This is a genomic window from Leifsonia sp. 466MF, assembly GCF_900100265.1.
In the GTDB taxonomy this organism is placed as follows: domain Bacteria; phylum Actinomycetota; class Actinomycetes; order Actinomycetales; family Microbacteriaceae; genus Leifsonia.
In genome coordinates, this window is sequence record NZ_LT629696.1 from 2,814,828 (window position 1) to 2,835,589 (window position 20,762).

The 20,762-nt window shown below is 67.7% G+C and carries 22 protein-coding genes; 4 read left to right on the forward strand and 18 right to left on the reverse strand.

Translation table 11 applies throughout. The features are described from left to right. Positions 1-23: 23 nt before the first annotated feature. The 3 genes from BLR91_RS13445 to BLR91_RS13455 all read right to left on the reverse strand — a co-directional run bounded on the left by BLR91_RS13445 (position 24) and on the right by BLR91_RS13455 (position 1,384). Positions 24-506 carry an SRPBCC family protein gene (locus BLR91_RS13445; protein ID WP_089874733.1) on the reverse strand — a complete coding sequence of 161 codons (483 nt, stop codon included), beginning with the start codon at positions 504-506 and terminating at the stop codon, positions 24-26. Further along, a complete protein-coding gene (locus BLR91_RS13450) occupies positions 503-859 on the reverse strand; it encodes an ArsR/SmtB family transcription factor (RefSeq protein WP_089881377.1) in 357 nt (118 codons plus the stop codon). Before BLR91_RS13450 ends, BLR91_RS13445 begins: the two co-directional genes overlap by 4 nt. 96 nt (positions 860-955) lie before the next feature. Continuing rightward, a complete protein-coding gene (locus tag BLR91_RS13455) occupies positions 956-1,384 on the reverse strand; it encodes a DUF2269 family protein (protein ID WP_089874731.1) in 429 nt (142 codons plus the stop codon). Between the two features lie 169 nt (positions 1,385-1,553). Here BLR91_RS13455 and BLR91_RS13460 point away from each other — a divergent pair, with 169 nt between their 5' ends. Beyond that, the gene (locus tag BLR91_RS13460) at positions 1,554-2,948 is read left to right on the forward strand and encodes an MFS transporter (protein ID WP_089874728.1); all 1,395 of its coding nucleotides are present in this window, start codon (positions 1,554-1,556) and stop codon (positions 2,946-2,948) included. 7 nt (positions 2,949-2,955) lie between these two features. Here the strand turns inward: BLR91_RS13460 and BLR91_RS13465 are convergent, their stop codons facing one another. From BLR91_RS13465 to BLR91_RS13485, 5 genes are all read right to left on the reverse strand, one after another. Beyond that, positions 2,956-4,212: a type II toxin-antitoxin system HipA family toxin gene (locus BLR91_RS13465; protein ID WP_231918917.1), complete on the reverse strand. Its 1,257-nt coding sequence runs from the start codon at positions 4,210-4,212 to the stop codon at positions 2,956-2,958. Next, complete coding sequence (locus tag BLR91_RS13470; protein WP_089874726.1) at positions 4,209-4,448, reverse strand: helix-turn-helix domain-containing protein; 240 nt, start codon at positions 4,446-4,448, stop codon at positions 4,209-4,211. The genes BLR91_RS13465 and BLR91_RS13470 overlap by 4 nt, the downstream gene beginning before the upstream one ends. A 157-nt stretch (positions 4,449-4,605) precedes the next feature. Further along, entirely contained in the window at positions 4,606-5,385 is a 780-nt protein-coding gene (locus BLR91_RS13475) for an ABC transporter permease (RefSeq protein WP_172823277.1), read from the reverse strand. 47 nt (positions 5,386-5,432) lie between these two features. Then, positions 5,433-6,314 carry an ABC transporter permease gene (locus tag BLR91_RS13480; RefSeq protein ID WP_018189975.1) on the reverse strand — a complete coding sequence of 294 codons (882 nt, stop codon included), beginning with the start codon at positions 6,312-6,314 and terminating at the stop codon, positions 5,433-5,435. Continuing rightward, positions 6,311-7,237, reverse strand: coding sequence for an ABC transporter ATP-binding protein (locus BLR91_RS13485; protein WP_018189974.1), 927 nt, complete (start codon positions 7,235-7,237; stop codon positions 6,311-6,313). Before BLR91_RS13485 ends, BLR91_RS13480 begins: the two co-directional genes overlap by 4 nt. Positions 7,238-7,333: 96 nt before the next feature. On the opposite strand from BLR91_RS13485, the gene BLR91_RS13490 reads away from it, so the two are divergent. Then, complete coding sequence (locus tag BLR91_RS13490; RefSeq protein ID WP_018189973.1) at positions 7,334-7,549, forward strand: hypothetical protein; 216 nt, start codon at positions 7,334-7,336, stop codon at positions 7,547-7,549. A gap of 53 nt (positions 7,550-7,602) precedes the next feature. Then, positions 7,603-9,594: an ABC transporter ATP-binding protein gene (locus BLR91_RS13495; RefSeq protein WP_089874725.1), complete on the forward strand. Its 1,992-nt coding sequence runs from the start codon at positions 7,603-7,605 to the stop codon at positions 9,592-9,594. Between the two features lie 97 nt (positions 9,595-9,691). Here the strand turns inward: BLR91_RS13495 and BLR91_RS13500 are convergent, their stop codons facing one another. After that, positions 9,692-11,524: a phosphoenolpyruvate carboxykinase (GTP) gene (locus BLR91_RS13500; protein WP_089874724.1), complete on the reverse strand. Its 1,833-nt coding sequence runs from the start codon at positions 11,522-11,524 to the stop codon at positions 9,692-9,694. A 115-nt stretch (positions 11,525-11,639) separates the two neighbouring features. Here BLR91_RS13500 and BLR91_RS13505 point away from each other — a divergent pair, with 115 nt between their 5' ends. After that, on the forward strand, positions 11,640-13,094 hold the full coding sequence (locus BLR91_RS13505) for an XRE family transcriptional regulator (protein ID WP_089874722.1): 1,455 nt from the start codon (positions 11,640-11,642) through the stop codon (positions 13,092-13,094). A 92-nt stretch (positions 13,095-13,186) separates the two neighbouring features. On the opposite strand, the gene BLR91_RS13510 is transcribed toward BLR91_RS13505, so the two are convergent. The 9 genes from BLR91_RS13510 to BLR91_RS20030 form a co-directional block, all read right to left on the reverse strand. Then, a complete protein-coding gene (locus BLR91_RS13510; protein WP_089874720.1) occupies positions 13,187-13,948 on the reverse strand; it encodes a 3-hydroxyacyl-CoA dehydrogenase in 762 nt (253 codons plus the stop codon). 45 nt (positions 13,949-13,993) lie between these two features. Continuing rightward, positions 13,994-15,184, reverse strand: coding sequence for a thiolase family protein (locus BLR91_RS13515; protein ID WP_089874717.1), 1,191 nt, complete (start codon positions 15,182-15,184; stop codon positions 13,994-13,996). Position 15,185: 1 nt separating this feature from the next. After that, on the reverse strand, positions 15,186-16,649 hold the full coding sequence (locus tag BLR91_RS13520; RefSeq protein WP_018189967.1) for an NAD-dependent succinate-semialdehyde dehydrogenase: 1,464 nt from the start codon (positions 16,647-16,649) through the stop codon (positions 15,186-15,188). After that, positions 16,649-17,188 carry an Lrp/AsnC family transcriptional regulator gene (locus tag BLR91_RS13525; RefSeq protein WP_089874715.1) on the reverse strand — a complete coding sequence of 180 codons (540 nt, stop codon included), beginning with the start codon at positions 17,186-17,188 and terminating at the stop codon, positions 16,649-16,651. The genes BLR91_RS13520 and BLR91_RS13525 overlap by 1 nt, the downstream gene beginning before the upstream one ends. A 108-nt stretch (positions 17,189-17,296) precedes the next feature. Further along, on the reverse strand, positions 17,297-17,842 hold the full coding sequence (locus BLR91_RS20185; RefSeq protein ID WP_089874713.1) for a hypothetical protein: 546 nt from the start codon (positions 17,840-17,842) through the stop codon (positions 17,297-17,299). A 26-nt stretch (positions 17,843-17,868) separates the two neighbouring features. Further along, positions 17,869-18,654, reverse strand: coding sequence for a hypothetical protein (locus BLR91_RS13535; protein ID WP_089874712.1), 786 nt, complete (start codon positions 18,652-18,654; stop codon positions 17,869-17,871). Positions 18,655-18,702: 48 nt separating this feature from the next. Next, complete coding sequence (locus BLR91_RS20425; RefSeq protein ID WP_269457359.1) at positions 18,703-18,831, reverse strand: hypothetical protein; 129 nt, start codon at positions 18,829-18,831, stop codon at positions 18,703-18,705. Between the two features lie 77 nt (positions 18,832-18,908). Further along, on the reverse strand, positions 18,909-19,565 hold the full coding sequence (locus tag BLR91_RS20025) for a hypothetical protein (RefSeq protein ID WP_157694635.1): 657 nt from the start codon (positions 19,563-19,565) through the stop codon (positions 18,909-18,911). 550 nt (positions 19,566-20,115) lie between these two features. Continuing rightward, complete coding sequence (locus BLR91_RS20030) at positions 20,116-20,751, reverse strand: hypothetical protein (protein ID WP_157694634.1); 636 nt, start codon at positions 20,749-20,751, stop codon at positions 20,116-20,118. Positions 20,752-20,762: the final 11 nt, after the last annotated feature.

The following is a 20,762-nucleotide window of genomic DNA, read 5'->3' on the forward strand; positions in this document are numbered from 1 at the left end:
CGTCCCTTCTGCCGTTCCGCGGCTTACGCGCGGCGCCGGAGCAGCAGTTCGTCGAGCTTCTCGTATCCCTCGCGGACGCCGTACTCCATCCCGTTCTCGATCATGCTCTCGAGCGCTTCGCGCGAGCTCATGACCGACCGGGCGGACAGGCGGGAACGGCCGTCCGGCAGCTGCTCGAAGCGCATGCGCTCGAGCGCCACCTCGTCCGGCATCCCGACGTACTCGAACGTCTGGATGATCAGCTCGTTCTCGACGACGCTGTGGAACACGCCGCGGAACGCGTAGACGGATCCGTCCGTGTCGCGCTGCTCGTAGGCGTACGCGCCGCCGGTGCGGAAGTCCCACTCGGTGATGGTGGTGCTGAGGCTGCGCGGGCCGATCCACTCGGCGAAGGACTCGCGATCGGCGTGGGCGCGGAAGACGGCCTGTGCGGGAGCGTCGAACTCCCGGGTGAGGTCGGCGTATGACGTGCCCGGTACGGCTTCGATGACGACGGGGTTGCTCATGATCTCTTCTCCCTGTTGGGGGTGCTGCTGGTCTGCTGATGGGTGAGGACGGCGTCGAGGCGGCGGTAACGCGACTCCGCCTCGAGGCGATAGCGGTCGATCCAGGAGGTGAGGCGCTCGAGCGCTGCGGCGTCGAGGTGGACGGGGCGACGCTGGGCCTCGCGCGTTCGCGAGACCAGGCCGGCCGCCTCGAGCACGGCGATGTGCCGCGACACCGCCTGCAGGGTGATATCGAACGGCTCCGCGAGCTCGTTCACCGTCGCCGGACCCCGGCTGAGGCGGGCGACGATCGCCCGGCGCACCGGATCCGCCAGAGCGGCGAACGCCCGGTCGAGACCGTCCCCATCCTGCATGATCAACCGTTTCGTTTATCAATGTTTCTGTTGAATAAGAGAGTAGAAGAATGCGCGCCCCGCGTCAAGAGCGGAGCGCGCAGCGATCGGATGCGACTACGGCTTCCAGACCATGAGCACGACCACCGCGAGAAGCAGCAGGCTCGCGACCCCCGACCCCGCGGCGATCTGCGGGTACCGGGACGCGGTGCCGTCCCGCAGCGCCTCGGCGGCGCGGCGCATGGCCGGCACGACGACGAACAGCGTCAGACCCAGGGCGACGACGTAGAGGATGATCGACCACAGGATCCACGGCGTCGTCACGCTGAGGTCGTACTTCTTGTCCGCCAGACCCATGACGCCGAAGCCGAACAGTACGACCAGCAGGGAGAGCAGCGACAGCAGGTTGGTCGACTTCGCGAGCGTCTCGACCTGGCGGGCGTCGCCCGCGCGGACAGCGCGCATCGCCGTCATGGGAAGGATGGCCATCGGGCCGACGATGAACACGGCGGTCACGACGTGCAGCACAGCGAACAGTGTTTCCATGCCCTCAGCGTACCGAGCACACCGATTCGGCGGGCTCGCGTGAGGCCGCATAGGGTAGGAGGTGCGCCACAAGCGCTTTCCGACCTCCCGCCCACGCGCGCCTTCCGCCCGACCGACGCCGCGCACGCCATGCGGCCTCTCTCGCCTTCACCGGAAGCTCTCCACACGCATGTCTACGACGGCCCCCGTCACCACCCCGGCGCCCGCGAACACCCGCGGACGCGTCATCCTCGCCAGCCTCATCGGCACGTCGATCGAGTTCTACGACTTCTACGTCTATGCGACCGCCGCCGTCCTGGTGTTCCCCTCCCTCTTCTTCACCAACCAGAACCCGACGACCGCCCTGCTGTCGTCGTTCGCCGTGTTCGGTGTCGCCTTCATCGCACGGCCGGTCGGCTCCATTCTCTTCGGCCACTTCGGCGACAGGATCGGCCGCAAGGGCACCCTCGTCGGCTCGCTACTCACCATGGGCATCGCCACGGTGCTCATCGGGTGCCTGCCGACCGCGCAGGTGCCGGGCTGGGAGTTCTGGGCGCCGTTCCTCCTCGTCGTGATGCGGTTCTGCCAGGGCCTCGGCCTGGGCGGTGAGTGGAGCGGCGCCGCGCTGCTCGCCACCGAGAACGCCCCGGCCGGCAAGCGCGCCATCTACGGGACGTTCCCGCAGCTCGGCGCTCCCATCGGCTTCATCGTCGCGAACGTGCTGTTCCTCATCCTCAGCCTGACGATCTCCCCCGACGCCTTCGCCGCCTGGGGCTGGCGCATCCCGTTCCTGCTGAGCGCCGTGCTCGTCATCGTCGGCCTCTACGTCCGGCTGAAGCTCGTCGAGACCCCGGCGTTCCAGAAGGTCGTCGACACCGGCGAGGTCGCCAAGCTGCCGCTCGCCCGCGTCTTCCGCACCAGCTGGTGGCAGATCGTGCTCGGCACCTTCATCATGCTGGCCACGTACGTGCTCTTCTACCTGATGACGGCGTTCACGCTGACCTACGGCACCACGGCCGCGTCCGCCCAGCAGGCGCAGGCCGCGGCGGAGAAGGCCGGAAAGCCCTTCGACCCGTCGACCTTCGTGCCCGGCCTCGGCTACAGCCGCAACGACTTCCTCGTCATGCTCATCATCGGTGTCGTGTTCTTCGGCATCTTCACGCTGGTCGCCGGTCCGCTCGCCGAGCGCTTCGGCCGCCGCAAGACGCTGATCTGGGTCACCCTGGGGATCATCGTGTTCGGTCTGCTGTTCGTCCCGCTGTTCGCGGGCGGCACGGTCGGCACGATGGCGCTCCTCATCATCGGCTTCACGCTGATGGGACTCACCTTCGGGCCGATGGGCGCGGAGCTGCCGGAGCTGTTCCCGACGAACGTCCGCTACACCGGTTCGGCGATCTCCTACAACCTGTCCAGCGTGCTCGGCGCGGCCGTCGCACCGACCATCGCGGTGTGGCTGTGGACGCTCGCGGACGGCAGCACATTCTGGGTCGGCGTCTACCTGTCGCTCGCCGGTGTGCTGACGCTGATCGCCCTCCTGCTCTCGAAGGAGACGCGCGACATCGACTTCACCGACAACGTGAGCTGACGCGCTCTCATCGGCTGGCCGCTGAGACAGCCCGTCCGGCGGGATCGCCGCGAAGGAGGTTGCGGGTGAATCCCGCGACGTCCTCGGCGACCCCCCGATGGGCGTGTGGGTGGGGCTCCAGCGTCTCGACAGCGTGCGCCACCCTGTCGAGAGCATCCAACACGATCGCGCGAGCGTCGATCGCTCCCCAACCCTTCACCTCGGAAATCAGGTCGTCCGCGGTGATCGCAGCGTGGACGTATCGGTCGTTGACGGCGAGGGCCATCTCGCCATCGTTACTCTCATGCGCCTGCGGGACGATGTCATACGCCGGCGCCAACGTCACCCGCCCATCCGGCCGATGGATCATGCTCACATTCTTGGCGTGTGCATCAAGGTTGCCGGTGGCGACGGAAAGGGCCACGTGGCGCGCTAGACGAGCGAGCGAGTCGGCGTCCCCGCGGGAGGAGAAGACCTGGGCGATCCGCCGCAAGGTCACCTTTCCCCCGAACCGTTGATACTTCTCATTGCCTTGCGCGCCCAGCGCCTGACTCATGTCCTCCTGATGCAACCGGCCGTCGGGCAGAGCGGGGTCACGGTCGTAGCGCTCGATGACGAGCGCGGGCTCCCCCGCGAAGTCGCTCACGACGACCTCGTAGTCGAGGAGTCCGAGCGATCGAGCGATGCGTGACCCGTACTCCTCATTGAAGATCAGTGCAGGATGACCCTCGGGAACGGGCTTCAGAATGTGGGTCGACGGATAGCCGTCTTCCACGCCGTTCCAGGTTCCCCCAACCCGGGCCAGGACGACCTTCGGCTGCACACCCACAAGGCTTGACTTGCCGCGGTGTGGGACGTTGCCCAGCGGCATCGCGCGCCGATTCCGCAGGACCTCAGCCACTCCCGAATCATCAAGCGGTCGAAGCCGAGGCGTTCGCGGCTCTCCTGGATCGTCGAGGTCCCAGAGCTGCACCGCCCCTGCGACGTCGCGACCGTATTCAGTAAGGAGCGAGAGATGCTGCCACGGCCTCAGCCCGGCCTCTGTCGCAAGCCACTCGCGTTGCTCGCCTTCCGGAAGGAGCTCGATGAAGTAGTTCTGCCGCCGCTTCCACCCGGCTGGTCGCGTCACCACATTCAGGGGGACGGACTCGGACAGCACGGTCGAGCCGAGTCCGAACGCCTCGATCGCATCGCGCTCCGGCTCGAAATCGAACCGCCGATCGTCTCCCTTCACCGTGCCGAGCCTCATCCCGTACAACTCGACAGCCAGCAGGCGCTCGCTCACTGATCGGCGCCTTTCTCGTCGAGCTCGGCGAGGAGCGTGACGCCGAGAATGTCAGACGCCCGGAGCAAGCGCTGAATCGCGACCGTCGACTTGCCGTTCTCGAGTTCCCACACATACTTCTGGTCCGTGCCCAGCATCCGTGCCAGTTCGCGCTGAGAGAGGCCGCGCAGCAGCCTGGCCTGCTCGATTGCTCGGCCGAGGGATTCGGGTGAGTCGATCCGCGCTACCAGCGACATTGCGACCTCCGTGACGGTATTTTTCCCTTCAGCCTAGATGACGTCCAAATTCCCGTCAAGAGTCGTGACGGTAAAATCGCCGTCAATCAAGGTGAGGGTGATATTCCCGTCGCCGCCAGCCGCGCGATCGAGTCACCGCTCGGCGGCTCTCGCCGTTTCAGTCGAGGAAGAGAGCGCGCAGGCGGCGGGTGGTCAGGATCAGGCCGAGCACGATCATGACCAGGAAGTACAGGACGTGCCAGAGCATCCCCCAGTCGACCATGCCCGTGGTGAGACCACGGACCAGCTCGACGCCGTGCCACAGTGGGAGCGCCTTGATGATCACCTGGATCGGCTCGGGGTACACGGTGATCGGGTAGAAGGTCGCCGACAGCAGGAACATGGGCAGCAGGATGAAGTTGATCCAGTCCATCTGCTGGAACGTCTTCATGTAACTGGTGATGCCCATCCCGAAGCTCGCGAAGCCGAACGCGATGAGCAGCACCGCGGGCAGCGCGAGCAGCGCCCACCACGACAGGTTGAGTCCGAGCGCCTGCATCACCAGCATGAAGCCGAGCGCGTACAGCGCACCGCGCAGGAGGGCCAGCAGGATCTCGCCCAGCGCGACGTCGAGCGGCCCGAGCGAGGTGGCCAGCATCCCCTCGTACAGCTTCGCGAAGTGCATCTTGAAGAAGACGTTCCAGGTGGAGTCGTACACGGCGCCGTTCATCGCGGCGGTCGCGAGCAGCGCCGGAGCGATGAAGGCCGCGTACGGGACCGTCTGACCGGACGACGTCTGCACGTCGCCGACGAGCGCTCCGAAGCCGATCCCGAGCGAGAGCAGGTAGAAGATCGGCTCGAAGAAGCCCGACACGATCACCAGCCAGTTGGTGCTGCGCGTCGCCGACCAGCCGCGCTGCATCACGGAGCGGGCGTTGCCGGCGTACAGCGCACGCATCGCCCGCGGGCGTGCGGTGGAGGCGGCGAGACGCTGGTCGGTCGCGGTCACTTGTTCAACCTCCTCGCGGCGATGCGGCGGCTCCACAGCCAGAAGGCGACGAAGAGCGCAGCGAGGTACACGACGTGGACGACCGACAGCCAGAGCGGCTCGCTCATGCCGTAGGTGAACACGCGGCTCAACTCGGTGGAGTGCCAGAGCGGTGAGATCCACCCGATCCACTGGAGGAACCACGGCATGGAGGACAGCGGGAAGAACGTCCCGGAGAACAGGCTCATCGGCAGCAGCACGAACCGCATCAGCATGGCGATCTGGCCGGTGTCCTGCTCTAGCGTCGCCACGTACGCCATGATCGGCGCACCGAAGGCGAGGCCTCCGAGGGTGCCGACCAGGATGCTGACCCAGCCCCACGGGCTCGGGACCGCGCCGAACAGCACCATGAACGCGAAGTAGATGGCGCTCGTGCCCAGGATGCGGGCGACGACGGCGATGACGACGCCGTCGATGATCTGGCCGGGCGAGATCGGCGAGGCGTTGATGCCATAGAAGGTCGGGTTCCACTTGAACCCGAGCATGATCGGGTAGGTGAACTCCTCGCTCGCCACGGTGACCGCCGCCGTGCAGAGGAGCGCAGGGGCGACGAACGCGAGGTAGCTCACGCCGTCCACGGCGTTCGGGCCCATGTTGGCGCTGACCAGGGAGCCGAGCCCGAGGCCCATCGCGAGAAGATAGAGCAGCGGGTTGCCGAACCCGGTGACCAGCACGGTCTGCAGGTACGAGCGCATCACCCGGAAGCGGTGCTCGGCCACGTACCAGGCGCCGAAGCGCCGTGGCCGTGCGGCAGCGGCGAGCGCCTCCCGCGCCTCGGCGCGAGTCTCGGGGCCGGGGTCGCCGGCCGCTCCGCCGGCGGGGCCGACTGCCACGCTCATTCGATCAGGCTCCGTCCGGTGAGCCGGAGGAAGACGTCCTCGAGGCTCGACCGCCGCACCAGGCTCGTCAGCGGGTGCAGGCCGCGCTCGGCGATGCGGACCAGCTCGGCCTCGCCGTCGTCGCTGTAGACGAGGATGCGGTCGGGCAGCACCTCGATGCGGTCGCCGATGCCGTCCAGCCGCTCCGCGACCTCCGCATTGCGCTCCGAGCCGAAACGGACCTCGAGCACCTCGCGGGTCGAGTACTCGCGGATGAGGGCCGCCGGAGAACCCTCCGCCATGATGGTGCCCTTGTCGACCACGACCAGGCGGTCGCAGAGCTGCTCGGCCTCATCCATGTAGTGGGTCGTCAGCACCAGCGTCGTGCCCTGCTCCTTGAGGCGGAACAGGCGGTCCCAGAGGATGTGGCGCGCCTGCGGGTCGAGGCCGGTCGTCGGCTCGTCGAGAAGCAGGATGCGCGGGTCGTTGATGAGCGCGCGGGCGATGGTGAGTCGGCGCTTCATCCCGCCCGAGAGGTCGTCGACCTTCGCCTTGGCCTTGTCCTCGAGCTGGGCGAAGGCGAGGAGCTCGTCCGCCCGAGCGCGCACGCGGGAGGACGGCAGGCCGAAGTAGCGCCCGTAGACGATCAGGTTGTCGCGCACGCGGAGCTCGGTGTCGAGGTTGTCCGCCTGCGGCACGACGCCGAGCTGTGATCGGATCTCCGGCCCGTACGTGTCGGGATCGAGACCGAGGATGCTCAGCGAGCCGGCGGTGCGGGTGGAGACCGCGCCGATCATCCGCATCGTGGTGGACTTGCCCGCGCCGTTCGGCCCGAGGAGCCCGAACGACTCCCCCGGCTCCACCTCGAAGCTGATGCCGTCGACGGCCGGGAAGTCCTTGTACTTCTTGACCAGGTCTCGGGCGGCGATGACGGGCGTTGGCATAGTTCAGCACTGTAGCCGCGACCGCGGACATTCGGAGGGGGTGGCGAAAGTCAATCCAGGTTGACGTTGCACGTGGGGTCAACTATGGTTGACGCCATGGACTCCGGAACACTGCAGACCCTCGCCGGCGACGCCGACTCCGACGACCCGATCGTCGCCCTCCGGGCTATCGCGAAGATGCACCGCGAGCTCGACCGCCTCGAAGCGGTCGCCGTGCGGCGCGCCCGGAACGCCAACGCGACCTGGCAGCTGATCGCGCTCGCCCTCGGTGTCAGCAAACAGGCAGTTCACAAGAAGTACGGTCGGAGTTAGCGCAAAGCAACGATCCCGACGCCCCTCCTCCTCCCCCGAACGGAGACACCGTCATGTCCACCACGTCAGCCCCCGCCCGCCGCCGTCGCGGCTTCGGGCGGCCCACCGACGACGCCGGCCCCCGCGCGCGGTTCTCGCAGCTGCTCCCGTACCTGCTGGAGCACAAGCGCGTCCTCGCCTTCGTCATCGTGCTCAGCATCCTCGGCGCCGCGGCGAGCCTCGCGCAGCCGCTCCTGGTCAGCCAGGTCATCGAGGTGGTCGGGAAGCAGGAGCCGCTCGGCGGCCTGGTCTGGGGGCTCATCGCCCTCGTGGTGATCTCCGGGATCATCTCGGGGTACCAGCACTATCTGCTGCAGCGCACCGGAGAAGGCGTCGTGCTGTCGTCTCGGCGCAAGCTCGTCGGGCGGCTGCTGCGGCTGCCGATCAGCGAGTTCGACACCCGGCGCACGGGCGATCTGGTCTCCCGGGTTGGGTCGGACACCACGCTGCTGCGTGCCGTCCTGACGCAGGGCCTGGTCGAGGCGATCGGCGGGGCGCTCACCTTCATCGGCGCCCTGATCGCGATGCTCATCATCGACCCGGTGCTGCTCGGGCTGACCGTGCTCGTCGTCGCGGTCTCGATCGTCGTCGTCGTGCTGCTCTCCGGCCGCATCCGCGTCGCGAGCCAGAAGGCGCAGAACAAGGTCGGCGACCTGGCCGCCGCGGTCGAGCGCGCGATCAGCTCGGTGCGGACCATCCGGGCCTCCAACGCCACCGAGCGCGAGATCGCGACGGTGGACGAGGACGCTACCGGAGCCTGGCGGATGGGCATCCGGGTCGCGAAGATCTCGGCACTCGTCGTCCCCGTCGCCGGCATCGCGATGCAGGTGTCGTTCCTGGTCGTGCTCGGCGTCGGCGGGTTCCGCGTCGCCAGCGGAGCCATCACGGTCGCGAACCTGGTCGCGTTCATCCTGTTCCTCTTCATGATGATCCTGCCGCTCGGACAGGCGTTCGGCGCCATCGCGGCGGTCAACTCGGCGCTCGGGGCGCTGGGCCGCATCCAGGAGATCCTCGACCTGCCGACCGAGGACCAGCACGACCGCGAGATCGCTCCGCTGGCCCTGACCGTCGGCGCCGCGAACGAGGCGCTTGCCCCGGAGGCGCCCGCGATCGAGTTCGTGGATGTGCGGTTCGCGTACCCGGAGGGCACCGCGCCGGAGGATACGGCGGATGGGTCCCGCCCGGCCAGCGGCGGCGGCCGGCAGCAGACGCCCGAGCAGCCGACACCGGAGCGACTCGCGTTCGAAGCGCTGACCGGAGCGGACGTCGTCGCCGAGGCGGAGGCCGCGGCCGGAGCCGGCTCGGACGAGGGGACGCATCGGCACGGCGGAGTGCTGCAGGGCGTCAGCTTCCGCGTCCCGCGCGGCAAGCGGACGGCCCTGGTCGGGCCGTCCGGTGCGGGCAAGTCGACCATCCTCGCGCTGGTCGAGCGGTTCTACGACCCGCAGGCGGGCGAGGTGCGCTTCGGCGGGATGGACGTGCGCACCCTCGACCGCGTCTCCCTGCGCTCCCAGATCGGCTATGTCGAGCAGGATGCGCCCGTGCTGGCCGGCTCGCTGCGCGACAACCTGACGCTGGCGGCGCCGGACGCGACCGACCAGGAGTGCATCGACGTCCTGCACGCCGTCAACCTGACCGAGGTTCTGGAGCGCAGCGAGCTCGGCCTCGGCGCACCTGTCGGCGAGGACGGCATCATGCTCTCCGGCGGCGAGCGGCAGCGTCTCGCGATCGCCCGTGCTCTGCTGGCCGCTCCGCCCGTCCTGCTTCTCGACGAGTCGACGTCGAGCCTCGACGGGCGCAACGAGCAGCTCATGAGGGAGGCGATCGACGCCGTGGCGGAGGACCGCACGCTTCTTGTGATCGCGCACCGGCTGTCCACCGTGGTCGACTCCGACCAGATCGTGGTGCTCGACCACGGTCGCGTCATCGGCAGCGGCACGCACTCCGAGCTCGTCGAGACCACGCCGCTCTACCGCGACCTCGCCAAGCACCAACTCCTCGTCTGACCCCCTGCCCCCACCGTCAAGCCAACAGCTCCTGAGTTTTTCCGCCCAGATCGACCGAAAAGGGCGAAAAACTCAGGAGCTGTTGGCTTGGGGGCGGTCAGGCGCGGAGGTGGTAGCGGAGCGAGGCGAGCTCGGCGCGGAGGGCGGCCGGGACACGGGAGCCGAAGCGGGCGAAGAACTCGTCCGTCAGATCGCACTCGGCGAGCCAGCTCTGCGGATCGACCTCGAAGAGGGCCTCCACGTCCTGCTCCGGGAGATCGAGTCCCTCCAGGTCCAGCTCCTCCACCACCGGCAACTGCCCGATCGGTGTCGTGACGCTTCCCGCACTCCCCTCCACACGCCGGGCGATCCACTCGATCACCCGGGCGTTCTCGCTGAAGCCCGGCCACAGGAAGCGCCCGTCGTCCCCCGTGCGGAACCAGTTCACCTGGAACACGGCCGGCGCGTGCTCGCCGAGCCGCTCCCCCATCTCCAGCCAGTGCGCCCAGTGGTCGGCCATGTTGTAGCCGCAGAACGGCAGCATCGCGAACGGGTCGCGCCGCAGCTCGCCGACCGTCCCCTCGGCCGCGGCGGTGCGCTCCGACGAGATCGTCGCCCCGATGAACACGCCGTGACGCCAGTCGCGCGCCTGCGCTACGAGCGGGACGTTCGTCGCACGCCGTCCGCCGAACAGGATCGCGTCGATCGGCACCCCGTCGAAGGCATCCCAGTCGTCGGCGATGGACGGGCACTGCGCGGCGCTCACGGTGAAGCGGGAGTTCGGATGCGCGGCCGGGCGACCGCTGTCGGGCGTCCAGTCCTTCCCCTCCCAGTCGATCAGGTGGGCAGGCGGCTCGTCGGTCAGCCCCTCCCACCAGACGTCGCCGTCGTCGCGCAGTGCCACGTTGGTGAAGATCGTGTTGCCCCACAGCGTCCCGACCGCCGTGCGGTTCGTGCTCTCGCCGGTGCCCGGCGCGACGCCGAAGAAGCCCGCCTCCGGGTTGATCGCGCGCAGCCGGCCGTCCGGACCCGGGCGCAGCCAGGCGATGTCGTCGCCGATCGTCTCGACCGTCCAGCCCGGGATGCTCGGCTGCAGCATCGCCAGGTTCGTCTTGCCGCACGCCGACGGGAACGCCGCGGCGAAGTGGAAGACGCGGCCCTCGGGCGACGTCACCTTGATGATGAGCATGTGCTCGGCCAGCCAGCCCTCGTCGCGCGCCATCACCGACGCGATCCGCAGGGCGAAGCACTTCTTCGCGAGGATGGCGTTGCCGCCGTATCCCGAGCCGTAGGACCACACCTCCCGGGTCTCCGGGAACTGAACGATGTACTTGGTCGTGTTGCACGGCCACGGCACATCGTCGCGACGGGTCCCCTCGGCGTCGACGAGCGGGAAGCCGACGCTGTGCACGGTCGGAACCCACGGCTGCCCGGCCGAGATCAGACCGAGCACGGTCTCGGTGACGCGGGTCATCATCCCGAGGCTCACGGCCACATACGCCGAGTCCGTGAGCTGGATGCCGACCTGCGAGATCGGGCCGCCGACCGGTCCCATCGAGAACGGGACGACGTACATCGTCCGCCCGCGCATGCTGCCCGCGAACACCTCGCGGAGCTCGGCGCGCATCACGTCGGGCTCCCGCCAGTTGTTCGTCGGGCCGGCGTCTGTCTCGTCCGCCGAGCAGATGAACGTGCGGTCTTCGACCCGGGCGACGTCGCCGGGGTCGGTGCGCGCGAGGAAGCTGTTCGGCCGCCATTCGGGGTTCAGCCGGATGAGCTTGCCCTCCGCGACGAGCTGCTTGGTCAGCCGGTCGGTCTCGGCGAGGGAGCCGTCGCACCAGACGACCTCGTCGGGCTGCGTGAGGGCGGCGATGTCGTCGACCCAGGCGCGCACGGCGTCCATCCCGTCGGACGGGGCCGTGTCGGTGAGGGTCAGCTCGGCGATGCTCATGACGGAGTCCTTTTCGTCGTAAGAAGTGGAGTCACCTCGAGCATCCGCGAGGTTCCGGGCGTTGTGACCGCGAATTCCCCTGTAAGAATCGCGAATCTTTCGCTATCGTGAAGCGATGAGCACTCCCGTGGACACGGGCGACATCGACGTCGCCACGCTCGGCCACCGCATCCGGCACTTCCGCACCCGGCGCGGCATGACCCTCGACGACCTGGGCGCGGCGGCCGGTGTCGCCGCCAGCCAGCTGTCGCTGATCGAGAACGGCAAGCGCGAGCCCCGCATCTCGCTTCTGAGCTCGCTCGCGGCCGCGCTCGGCGTCCAGCCGGCCGACCTGCTGTCGGCCGAGCCGCCGGACGAGCGCGCCGCCCTCGAGATCGAACTCGCCCGGGCGCAGCGCGGGCCGCTGTACGCCTCCCTCGGGCTGCCGACGGTCAAGCCGACCAAGGGCACCCCCACCGAGACGCTCCGGGCCATCGTCGGCCTGCACCGCGAGCTGAGCCGGCGGGCGAGCGAGGCGATCGCGACGCCCGAGGAGGCCCGTCGGGCGAACACCGAACTGCGCGAGCGGATGCGCGCCCAGCACAACTACATGCCCGAGATCGAGGAGCTCGCGGAGCAGCGGGTCCGGGCGTCGGGCCATGTCCGCGGAGCCCTGACGCACCGCGAGGTCAGCGTCATGGCCGAGCAGCTGGGCTTCGAGCTCATCTACGTCAACGATCTCCCCCGGTCGGCGCGGTCGATCACCGACCTCGAGAACGGGCGGATCTACCTGCCGCCCGCGTCCATCCCCGGTGGCCACGGCCTCCGCTCGATGGCACTCCAGGCGATGGCGCACCGGCTGCTCGGGCACACCCGCCCCGCGTCGTACGCGGACTTCCTCCGGCAGCGGCTGGAGATCAACTACTTCGCGGCCTGCTGCCTCATGCCGCGCGAAGCCGCCGTCGCATTCCTGCAACAGGCGAAGAAGGACAAGGACCTCGCCGTCGAGGACTTCCGCGACGCCTTCGGTGTCACGCATGAGGCGGCCGCGCTCCGGCTGACGAACCTGGCGACAAGCCACCTCGACATGACGATGCACTTCCTCCGCGTCGGCGACGACGGAGCGCTGTACAAGGGCTACGAGAACGACGGGCTCCCGCTGCCGACAGATGTGACGGGATCCATCGAGGGCCAGGTCGTCTGCCGGAAGTGGGGAGCGCGGACGGCGTTCACCCACACCAACCGGACCACGGAGCTGTACCAGTACACCGACACCCCGGCCGGCACCTACTGGTGCGCGACGCAGACCGGGACGACCGCGGAGGGCGGCTTCTCGATCAGCGTCGGCGTGCCGTTCGATGAGGCGAAGTGGTTCCGCGGCCGCGAGACGACCGTGCGCGCCGAATCGCGCTGCCCTGACGAGTCGTGCTGCAAGCGTCCGCCCGCGACGCTGTCAGGACGGTGGGCGGGCAAGGCGTGGCCGAGCGCGCGGCTGCACGCGCACATCCTGTCGCCGCTGCCGTCCGGGTCGTTCCCGGGCGTCGACGACTCCGACGTGTACGCGTTCCTGGAGGCGCACTCGGGCGCGTGACCCGCGTGCCTATTGCGCGAGATTTGCGCCAAATCGTGGGATTGGGCCGCCCTTTCCCGCGATTTGGCGCAAATCGCGGGGCGGACCTCGGACTACTTCGGCTGCATCCGGATCGCGCCGTCGAGGCGGATCGTCTCCCCGTTGAGCATCGGGTTCTCGACGATCGCGCGCACCAGCGCGGCATACTCCGCCGGCCGGCCGAGTCGCGAGGGATGCGGCACCTGCGCGGCCAATGAGTCCTGCGCCGCCTGCGGCAACCCCGCCATCATCGGGGTCTCGAAGATCCCCGGCGCGATCGTCATGACGCGGATGAGACTGCGCGCGAACTCCCGCGCCAACGGCAGCGTCATGGCCGCGACCCCGCCCTTCGACGCGGAATAGGCCGGCTGGCCGATCTGGCCGTCGAATGCGGCCACCGACGCCGTGTTGACGATCACGCCGCGCTCCTCGCCGACCGGCTCGGTCTGCGCGATCGCCGCAGCCGCGAGGCGCACGACGTTGAACGTGCCGATCAGGTTCACGCGGATCACGCGCTCGAAGTGCTCGAGCGGGATGACGCCGTCGCGACCCAGCACCTTCTCGGCAGTGGCGATGCCGGCGCAGTTGACGACGACGCGCAGCGGGGCGAGCCCTGATGCGGTGTCCACCGCCGCCTGCACCTGTGCCTCGTCGGTGACATCCGCGGCGATGAACCGTGCGCCGGGGCCGAGGGCGATCGCAGCCTTCTCGCCCTCCGAGCTGGGGAGGTCGAGGATGACGACACGGGCGCCCGCCTCGGTGAGTGCGCGCGCGGTGGCGTTTCCGAGTCCGCTGGCTCCGCCGGTGACGATGGCCGAGCATCCGTCGAGCTGCATGGTTCTCCTTCGTGTCGTTCTGTGCGCCGTTGCGTCGATGCGCGGTCAGCGCAGGACTTCGATGAGGGTCGCGTTGGCGGTGCCGCCGCCCTCGCACATGGTCTGCAGGCCGTAGCGCCCGCCGCGCGACTCGACCTCGTTGAGCAGCGTCGCCAGCAGGCGCGTGCCGGACGAGCCGAGCGCATGCCCGAGCGCGATCGCCCCACCGTGCGGGTTGAGCCGCGACGGGTCCGCGTCGAACTCCTCCCGCCAGAGCAGCGGGATGGGCGCGAACGCTTCGTTGACCTCGTACGCGTCGATCTCGTCCATCCGCACCCCGCTGCGGTCGAGCAGCTTGCGGGTGGCGGGAAGGATGCCGGTCAGCATCAGCAACGGGTCGCTCCCGGCGACGGCGAACGAGTGGAAGCGGGCGCGCGGACGCAGGCCCAGCCGCTTGGCCGCATCCGCGCTCATGATCAGGGCGGCGGAGGCGCCGTCGGTCAGGGGCGACGAGTTGCCCGCGGTGATGCGCCATTCGAGCTGCGGGAAGCGCTCCGCCAGGCGGTCGGTGCGGAACACCGGCTGCAGCTGCGCCAGCTTCTCGACGGTCGTCCCCGGACGGATGGTCTCGTCCGCGACGACGCTGCCGGAGTCGGGCGTCGGGACTCCGAAAAGCTCCCCCTCGAACGCGCCGCTCGCCGCGGCCCAGGCGGCGCGGCCGTGCGAGTCCGCGGCGTAGTCGTCGAGCTGCGCACGACTGAAACCCCAACGGTCGGCGATCAGTTCCGCGGCGACGCCCTGGTTCACCAGTCCGTCCGGGTACCGCGTCTTCAGCAGTTCGCCGCCGAGGGATGCGCCCTGCACGTTCGACCCCATCGGCGCGCGGCTCATGGACTCGACACCGCAGGCGATCACCACGTCGTACGCCCCCGACATCACGCCCTGCGCCGCGAACGCCGCGGCCTGCTGGCTGGAGCCGCACTGCCGGTCGATCGTCACGGCCGGCACGCTCTCCGGGAACCCCGCGCTCAGCACCGCCGTCCGGGTGATGTTGCCGGCCTGCTCGCCCGACTGGGTGACGCATCCACCGATCACGTCGTCGACGATGGCGGGATCGATGCCGGTGCGTCCCACCAGTTCGAGCAGCACGCCGGCCAGGAGGTCGGCCGGATGGATGTCAGACAGCTCGCCGTCCGGCTTGCCGCGCCCGGAGGGGGTGCGGACGACGTCGACGATGACCGCTTCGGACAGCGCCATGTCAGGCTCCGAACGGGTTCGGAGTGAGCGTGTACTTCGTGTTCAGGTACTCATGGATGCCCTCGAAGCCGCCCTCGCGTCCCAGCCCGGACTGCTTCACACCGCCGAACGGGGCCGCAGCGTTGGAGACGACGCCGACGTTGAGGCCCATCATCCCGGTCTCGAGGCGTTCGATCATCCGCTGGCCGCGGGCCAGGTCCTTGGTGAAGACGTAGGAGACGAGCCCGTACTCGGTGTCGTTCGCGAGCCGCACCGCCTCGTCCTCGTCGGAGAAGCGGATGATGGACAGCACCGGCCCGAAGATCTCCTGGCGGAGGATCTCGCTGCCCGGACGCACATCGGTCACGACCGTCGGCTCGAAGAAGGTGCCCGTCCCGCCGACGCGCGAGCCACCGGTGAGCACGGACGCGCCACGGCTGACCGCATCCTGGAGCAGCTCCGACGCCTTGTCGATCGCATCCTCGTTGATGAGCGGGCCGATGGTGACGCCGTCGTCGGTCCCGCGGCCGACCTTCAGCCCGTTCACGCGCTCGGTCACGCGTCGGGCGAACTCGTCGGCGACGTCCTCGTGCACGATGAACCGGTTGGCCGCCGTACAGGCCTCGCCGATGTTTCGGAACTTGGCCAACATCGCGCCGTCGACCGCCTTGTCGAGGTCGGCGTCGTCGAATACGACGAACGGCGCGTTGCCGCCGAGCTCCATGGACGTACGGAGCACGTTCTCGGACGCCTGCTGCAGCAGTTTCCGGCCGACCTCCGTCGAGCCGGTGAACGACAGCTTCCGCAGCCGCGGGTCCGCGATGATCGGAGCCGACACCTTGCCGGAGGTCGTCGTCGTGACGACGTTGAGCACGCCGCCGGGGAGCCCCGCATCCTCCAGCAGTTTGGCGAAGTAGAGCGTGGTCAGCGGTGTGAGCTCCGCCGGCTTGATGACGACCGTGCAGCCCGCGGCGAGCGCCGGAGCGATCTTCCGCGTCGCCATCGCGAGGGGGAAGTTCCACGGCGTGATCAGGAAGCAGGGGCCGACGGGATGCTGCGAGACGATCATCCGCCCGGTGCCTTCCGGGTTGCTCCCGTAGCGGCCGGAAATGCGGACGGCCTCCTCGGAGAACCACCGGAGGAACTCGCCGCCGTAGGTGACCTCGCCGCTCGCCTCGGCGAGGGGCTTGCCCATCTCGAGCGTCATCAGCAGCGCGAACTCGTCGCGCCGTTCCTGCAGCAGGTCGAAGGCGCGGCGGAGGATCTCGCCGCGAGTCCGGGCCGGCGTCGCGGCCCAGGCATCGGCTGCGGCGACGGCGGCGTCGAGCGCACGGATGCCGTCCTCCGGCGACGCGTCGGCGATGTCCATGAGCTTGTCGCCCGTCGCCGGGTCGTACACCGGGAAGGTACCCGCCGAACCGGTCGTCCACTCCCCTCCGATGTAGAGTCCGTCCGGCACACGCTCCAGCAGAGCCTTCTCATCCATCAGCCGCGTTCCTCCTCGTTCTTCGCGTCGTTCTGCGCATCGTTCTGGGTGTCGTCGTTCTTCGTGTCGTCGTCGGGGGCCACCGCCGCCTGGACGAGCGGCACCGCCCGGTGGTCGATCTTGGTGGCGAGGGCGATGACCGTCGACGTCCGCATGATGCCCGGATCGCTGACGATGCGGTCGATCACCCGCTGCAGATCTGAGTTGGAGCGGGCGACGGCGCGGATCATCAGGTCACCGGCACCCGTGATGGTGTGCACTTCGAGCACTTCGGGGATGGCCTGCAGGTGCTCGACGACGGTGACATCCCGGTCGCCCTGGGCGATCTCCGCGGTCACGAAAGCGGTCACCGGGTACCCGAGCCGGTCGGTGTCGATCGTCGGCGCGAAGTCGCGCACGACCCCGGACCGCTGGAGCCGATCCAGCCGCGCCTGCACGGTCCCCCGCGCCACCCCGAGACGCCGCGAGGCCTCGAACACGCCGAGCCGCGGCTCCTCGGTGAGCAGCGCGATCAGATCGGCGTCGAGCTTGTCGATCATGCGGCCTCCTTCGGTCCTCGCACATCGTACGACGCAGGGTACGCGCCTACGGCACGCTGACCGAAGCTCCCAGGAAGGGCAGAGCAGCCTGCTTGAAGCCGCGGGCGCTCAACGTGGTGGAGTCTGTGGTCCGAGGATCTCGGAAATAGCTGCAGCAGCCTCCTGAGCCCAGGCATACTCGGCGACGAGGAAGTCGCTCGAGGGATGGCTCACCCGGATCGGGAGCGTGACCTTTGCTCCCACGACTTCGCAGGAGAGGTACCAAGCGGTGTAAGCGCCGGGACCGGCCACGCCCGCCCGGATGGATCGGAACTCTGCGGGATGAACAATCGTGAGCCCCTGGTCGCCTCGATGCCCGTGAACGATGGACAGACCTTCGCTCGACACAGCGACGACGAAGTGGGGGCTCACCCGCGGGGGTGTGCTCTCGCCACGGAGCTTCGCGATCTTCTTGACCGCATATATGGTGTCCAGCCCCCAGACGGCATTGAACGTCTGCGCCGCTCCCACCAGATCTCGGACATTCGACGTTCGTGCCGGCTCACCGTCGCGCCAGGTGCGTCGGGTGACAAGGGCGTGGGCGACAGCCGCTGAGAGCACGCCGAGCAGTACGACTGCAACAGCGATGAGGGCGACCCCGTTGTGCTCGACCATCGGATTCATCACCGCGCTTCCGCTTTTCACGATCGAATCCGGCGCGGGCGAATGGGCGGGGCGGGCGGGGGCACATCCCTGCTCACGCCCCGCACGCGTTCCAGGGCGGCCACGAGGTCACCGACGTTCTTGGATCGTCCCTCTTCCGTTCGCCAGCTATGGACCTGGAAGGGCAGAAGGATCTCATCTTCGCCGCTCCTGACGGTGAGGACGAGAACCTGCCTGCCGCCGATGGTGGTCAGCTCGGAGCCCATCCAGATGCCGACGATCTCCGATGCGGCCAGATCGAGGATGACGCCGGGCCACAAGTAACCGGGCAGGATGCGAATGCCTTCGGGCGACACGTCCACTCGGGCAGTCGAGCTCGTAAGTGGGTCCGGGTCTTCGACGCCGAGGAGCATGGCGCTTACGAAGAGCCACTGGTCCCAATCGGTCCGGATGGACAAGCGCAAATGCGGTGCTCCGCTTTCTCGCTGGCTGACGACGAGGTTCTTCCAGTCTGACTCGGGGTCAGACCCGGCCCCGAGCGACCGTCGGCGTTCAGCCAGCGAGACCTGACGCGCGACCGCGTCCTCGTAGCTCAGCCTGGAGATCATGAAGTAGCCGGGTTCGTTCGTCCACATCACCTGCAGCCACGCGGGTACGGCCAAGAATCCCGCACAGACCACAAACGCGAGCCAGGGTACAGCGAAGATGCCCGGCAACATGAGGTTCACCAGAACCAAGATGACGGGAACCGACAACGCCCACGCAGCCAGCTTGGCCGCGAAGAAAAATCGCTTCCGTGCCTGCCAGTCCCAGTCATCAAACATCGGTTTTCGCCACTTCCCGCTGAACCTTGGACTGGATGGTCAGAGATGTCACGCACCCACCGCGTCCCGGATCAGCGTCGTCGTGCCGCTCACCTCTGTGGTCTGCCCCGCCGGGTTGTAGCCGAACCTGGCGGGGTTCCGCCCCACCGATTGCGAGACCCGGTTACCCGCGGGCATCGAATCGAGACTCGAGGGTTGTGTCCACGTGCGATCCAGGCCCGGAGGCTCTACGCGGTGTCCGCCTTCGAGTTCGATCAACGTGGACAACCAAGCTTCGTCTGTACCTTGCGGACGACCTCTCCAGTTTGGGCCTCGTTCATGAGCGACCAAGAGTTTCGCGACTTTCCCCCGCCGAAAACGAAGTGTAGTTCTCCGATGGTGCCCCCGATATTCAATCCGACCTTCATTGAAGGCTTGGCCGCAATCGGTGTCGCCTGGTGCTCGCTCAGCGAAATGGAGGTAATTGATGTCTTTGGAAGCAGGAAGGCTCGTCGAGGCCGCGCAGAACCTACCCACCCTTGAATGGAATCGGAAACTACAACGATCGACACGCTTGGCCGCCCGAGTCGTCGTCTGGACACAAGGTTGGGGTCGCTGACAAGACTGCGAAACCGATACAGCTGATTACCCGGCTGGTCGTTGACGTTTTCGATCACAGCCTCCGGGAACATCCTCGTCAGAGCCTCTGTCCTCGCCGCACGCGACCGCCCGATCAGGGACACCCCCGCGAGACAGCCACCGGCTACCACTGCGAAGCAACTGGGGAGCGCGAGAAGAACGGTCGGGGCGTCAACTCCCGCCACCGAGGCCTTGTAGAAAACTCCGACGACGTCAACACCTACAAGGAGCATGCCAATCGTGACGGGAACCGCCACCCTGATGGAGCGTTTCTTCACCCTACGTACTTTCATGAGAATGAGGAGGCTATCCTTCGAGCTGGTCTCTCAAACCCGCGAAGAACCCCACCAGGTCACCTTTGATGCCAAGGATTGCAAGGCCTTTGTCCAAGACCCGCGACGCGTCTAGAAGAGCTTCGATTGCCGCCCTGAACGCACTTGCGCTGATGCCTAGAACTGAGCCAATAGCGCCCAGCACGCAGCCAAATAGCGATTCTGTGGTCTGCCCGGCCGGGTTGTAGCCGAATCGGGTCGCGGTTCCGCCCACCGACTGCGAGACCCGGTTGCCAGCACGTCCCACAGATGCTGCCAAACTCGCTCGTTTACTCGTCATGCGGTCGGGACCACGTTCATTGCACCAGCTGGGCCCGAAGGCAGAAGCACACGGTCCAGGGACGAGTAGAACGTTCGAAAGACTACGGTCGTGCTTCGACACACCGGTCACCCCACTCATGGCGAGTCCCAGAGCGTTACCTGATCCGACGGTTGGTCCGACATTTCATACGCATAGATCCCCCTCGACTTCTTCAGCGACACCGGGTTCGCCGACCTGTCAGTGCAAACCTCAGCCCCACTGCCGTCGATGCTTCTCGGTGAGAGCAACCAGCTTCGCTACCTGCGTCGAACCACTGGTACGGTCCTTTGCGCGCTTGACCTCAAACGGCAGAAGCACCTCGTCGTTCTCCGCGCCGACTACGAGAACGAGAACGTTTGAGGAAGCGATCGTTGGAATCGAACTTCCGTTCCACACTCCCACGATCCGCGAATAGGGAATCTGTAGGAGAATTCCTGGCCGCCAACGTCCCGCCGCGAGAACCACTCCTTCTGGATTCAACTCGAGGTAGGCGGGAACGCTGGTCCGCGGAAACCGCATACTCGGGAAAAGCAAGCCGCTCGCGACATAGAGATAGTCGTCCCAGACCACCCGGGCCGATAATCTGACCCAATTTTCCAATTCAGCGCGGTCAAGATCGGAGTCAGAAGCCGAAGTATGCAAGTCGACGGGCAATAGCGGGACACCGAAGTTGTTGCCCGAATTGTTCCGCTGGGAAATTTGCGCCTGGGTCTCCTTACTGAAACGTAGCCGGCGAATGCCGTTCGACATGAACAGGTACCCCGGGTCGAACACCCAATTGTAGTGAATCCACGCGGGCGGCCCGATAAAGAGAAAAATCAGCGCAAAAAAAAGACCAGGGCTCATGGAAAATATCG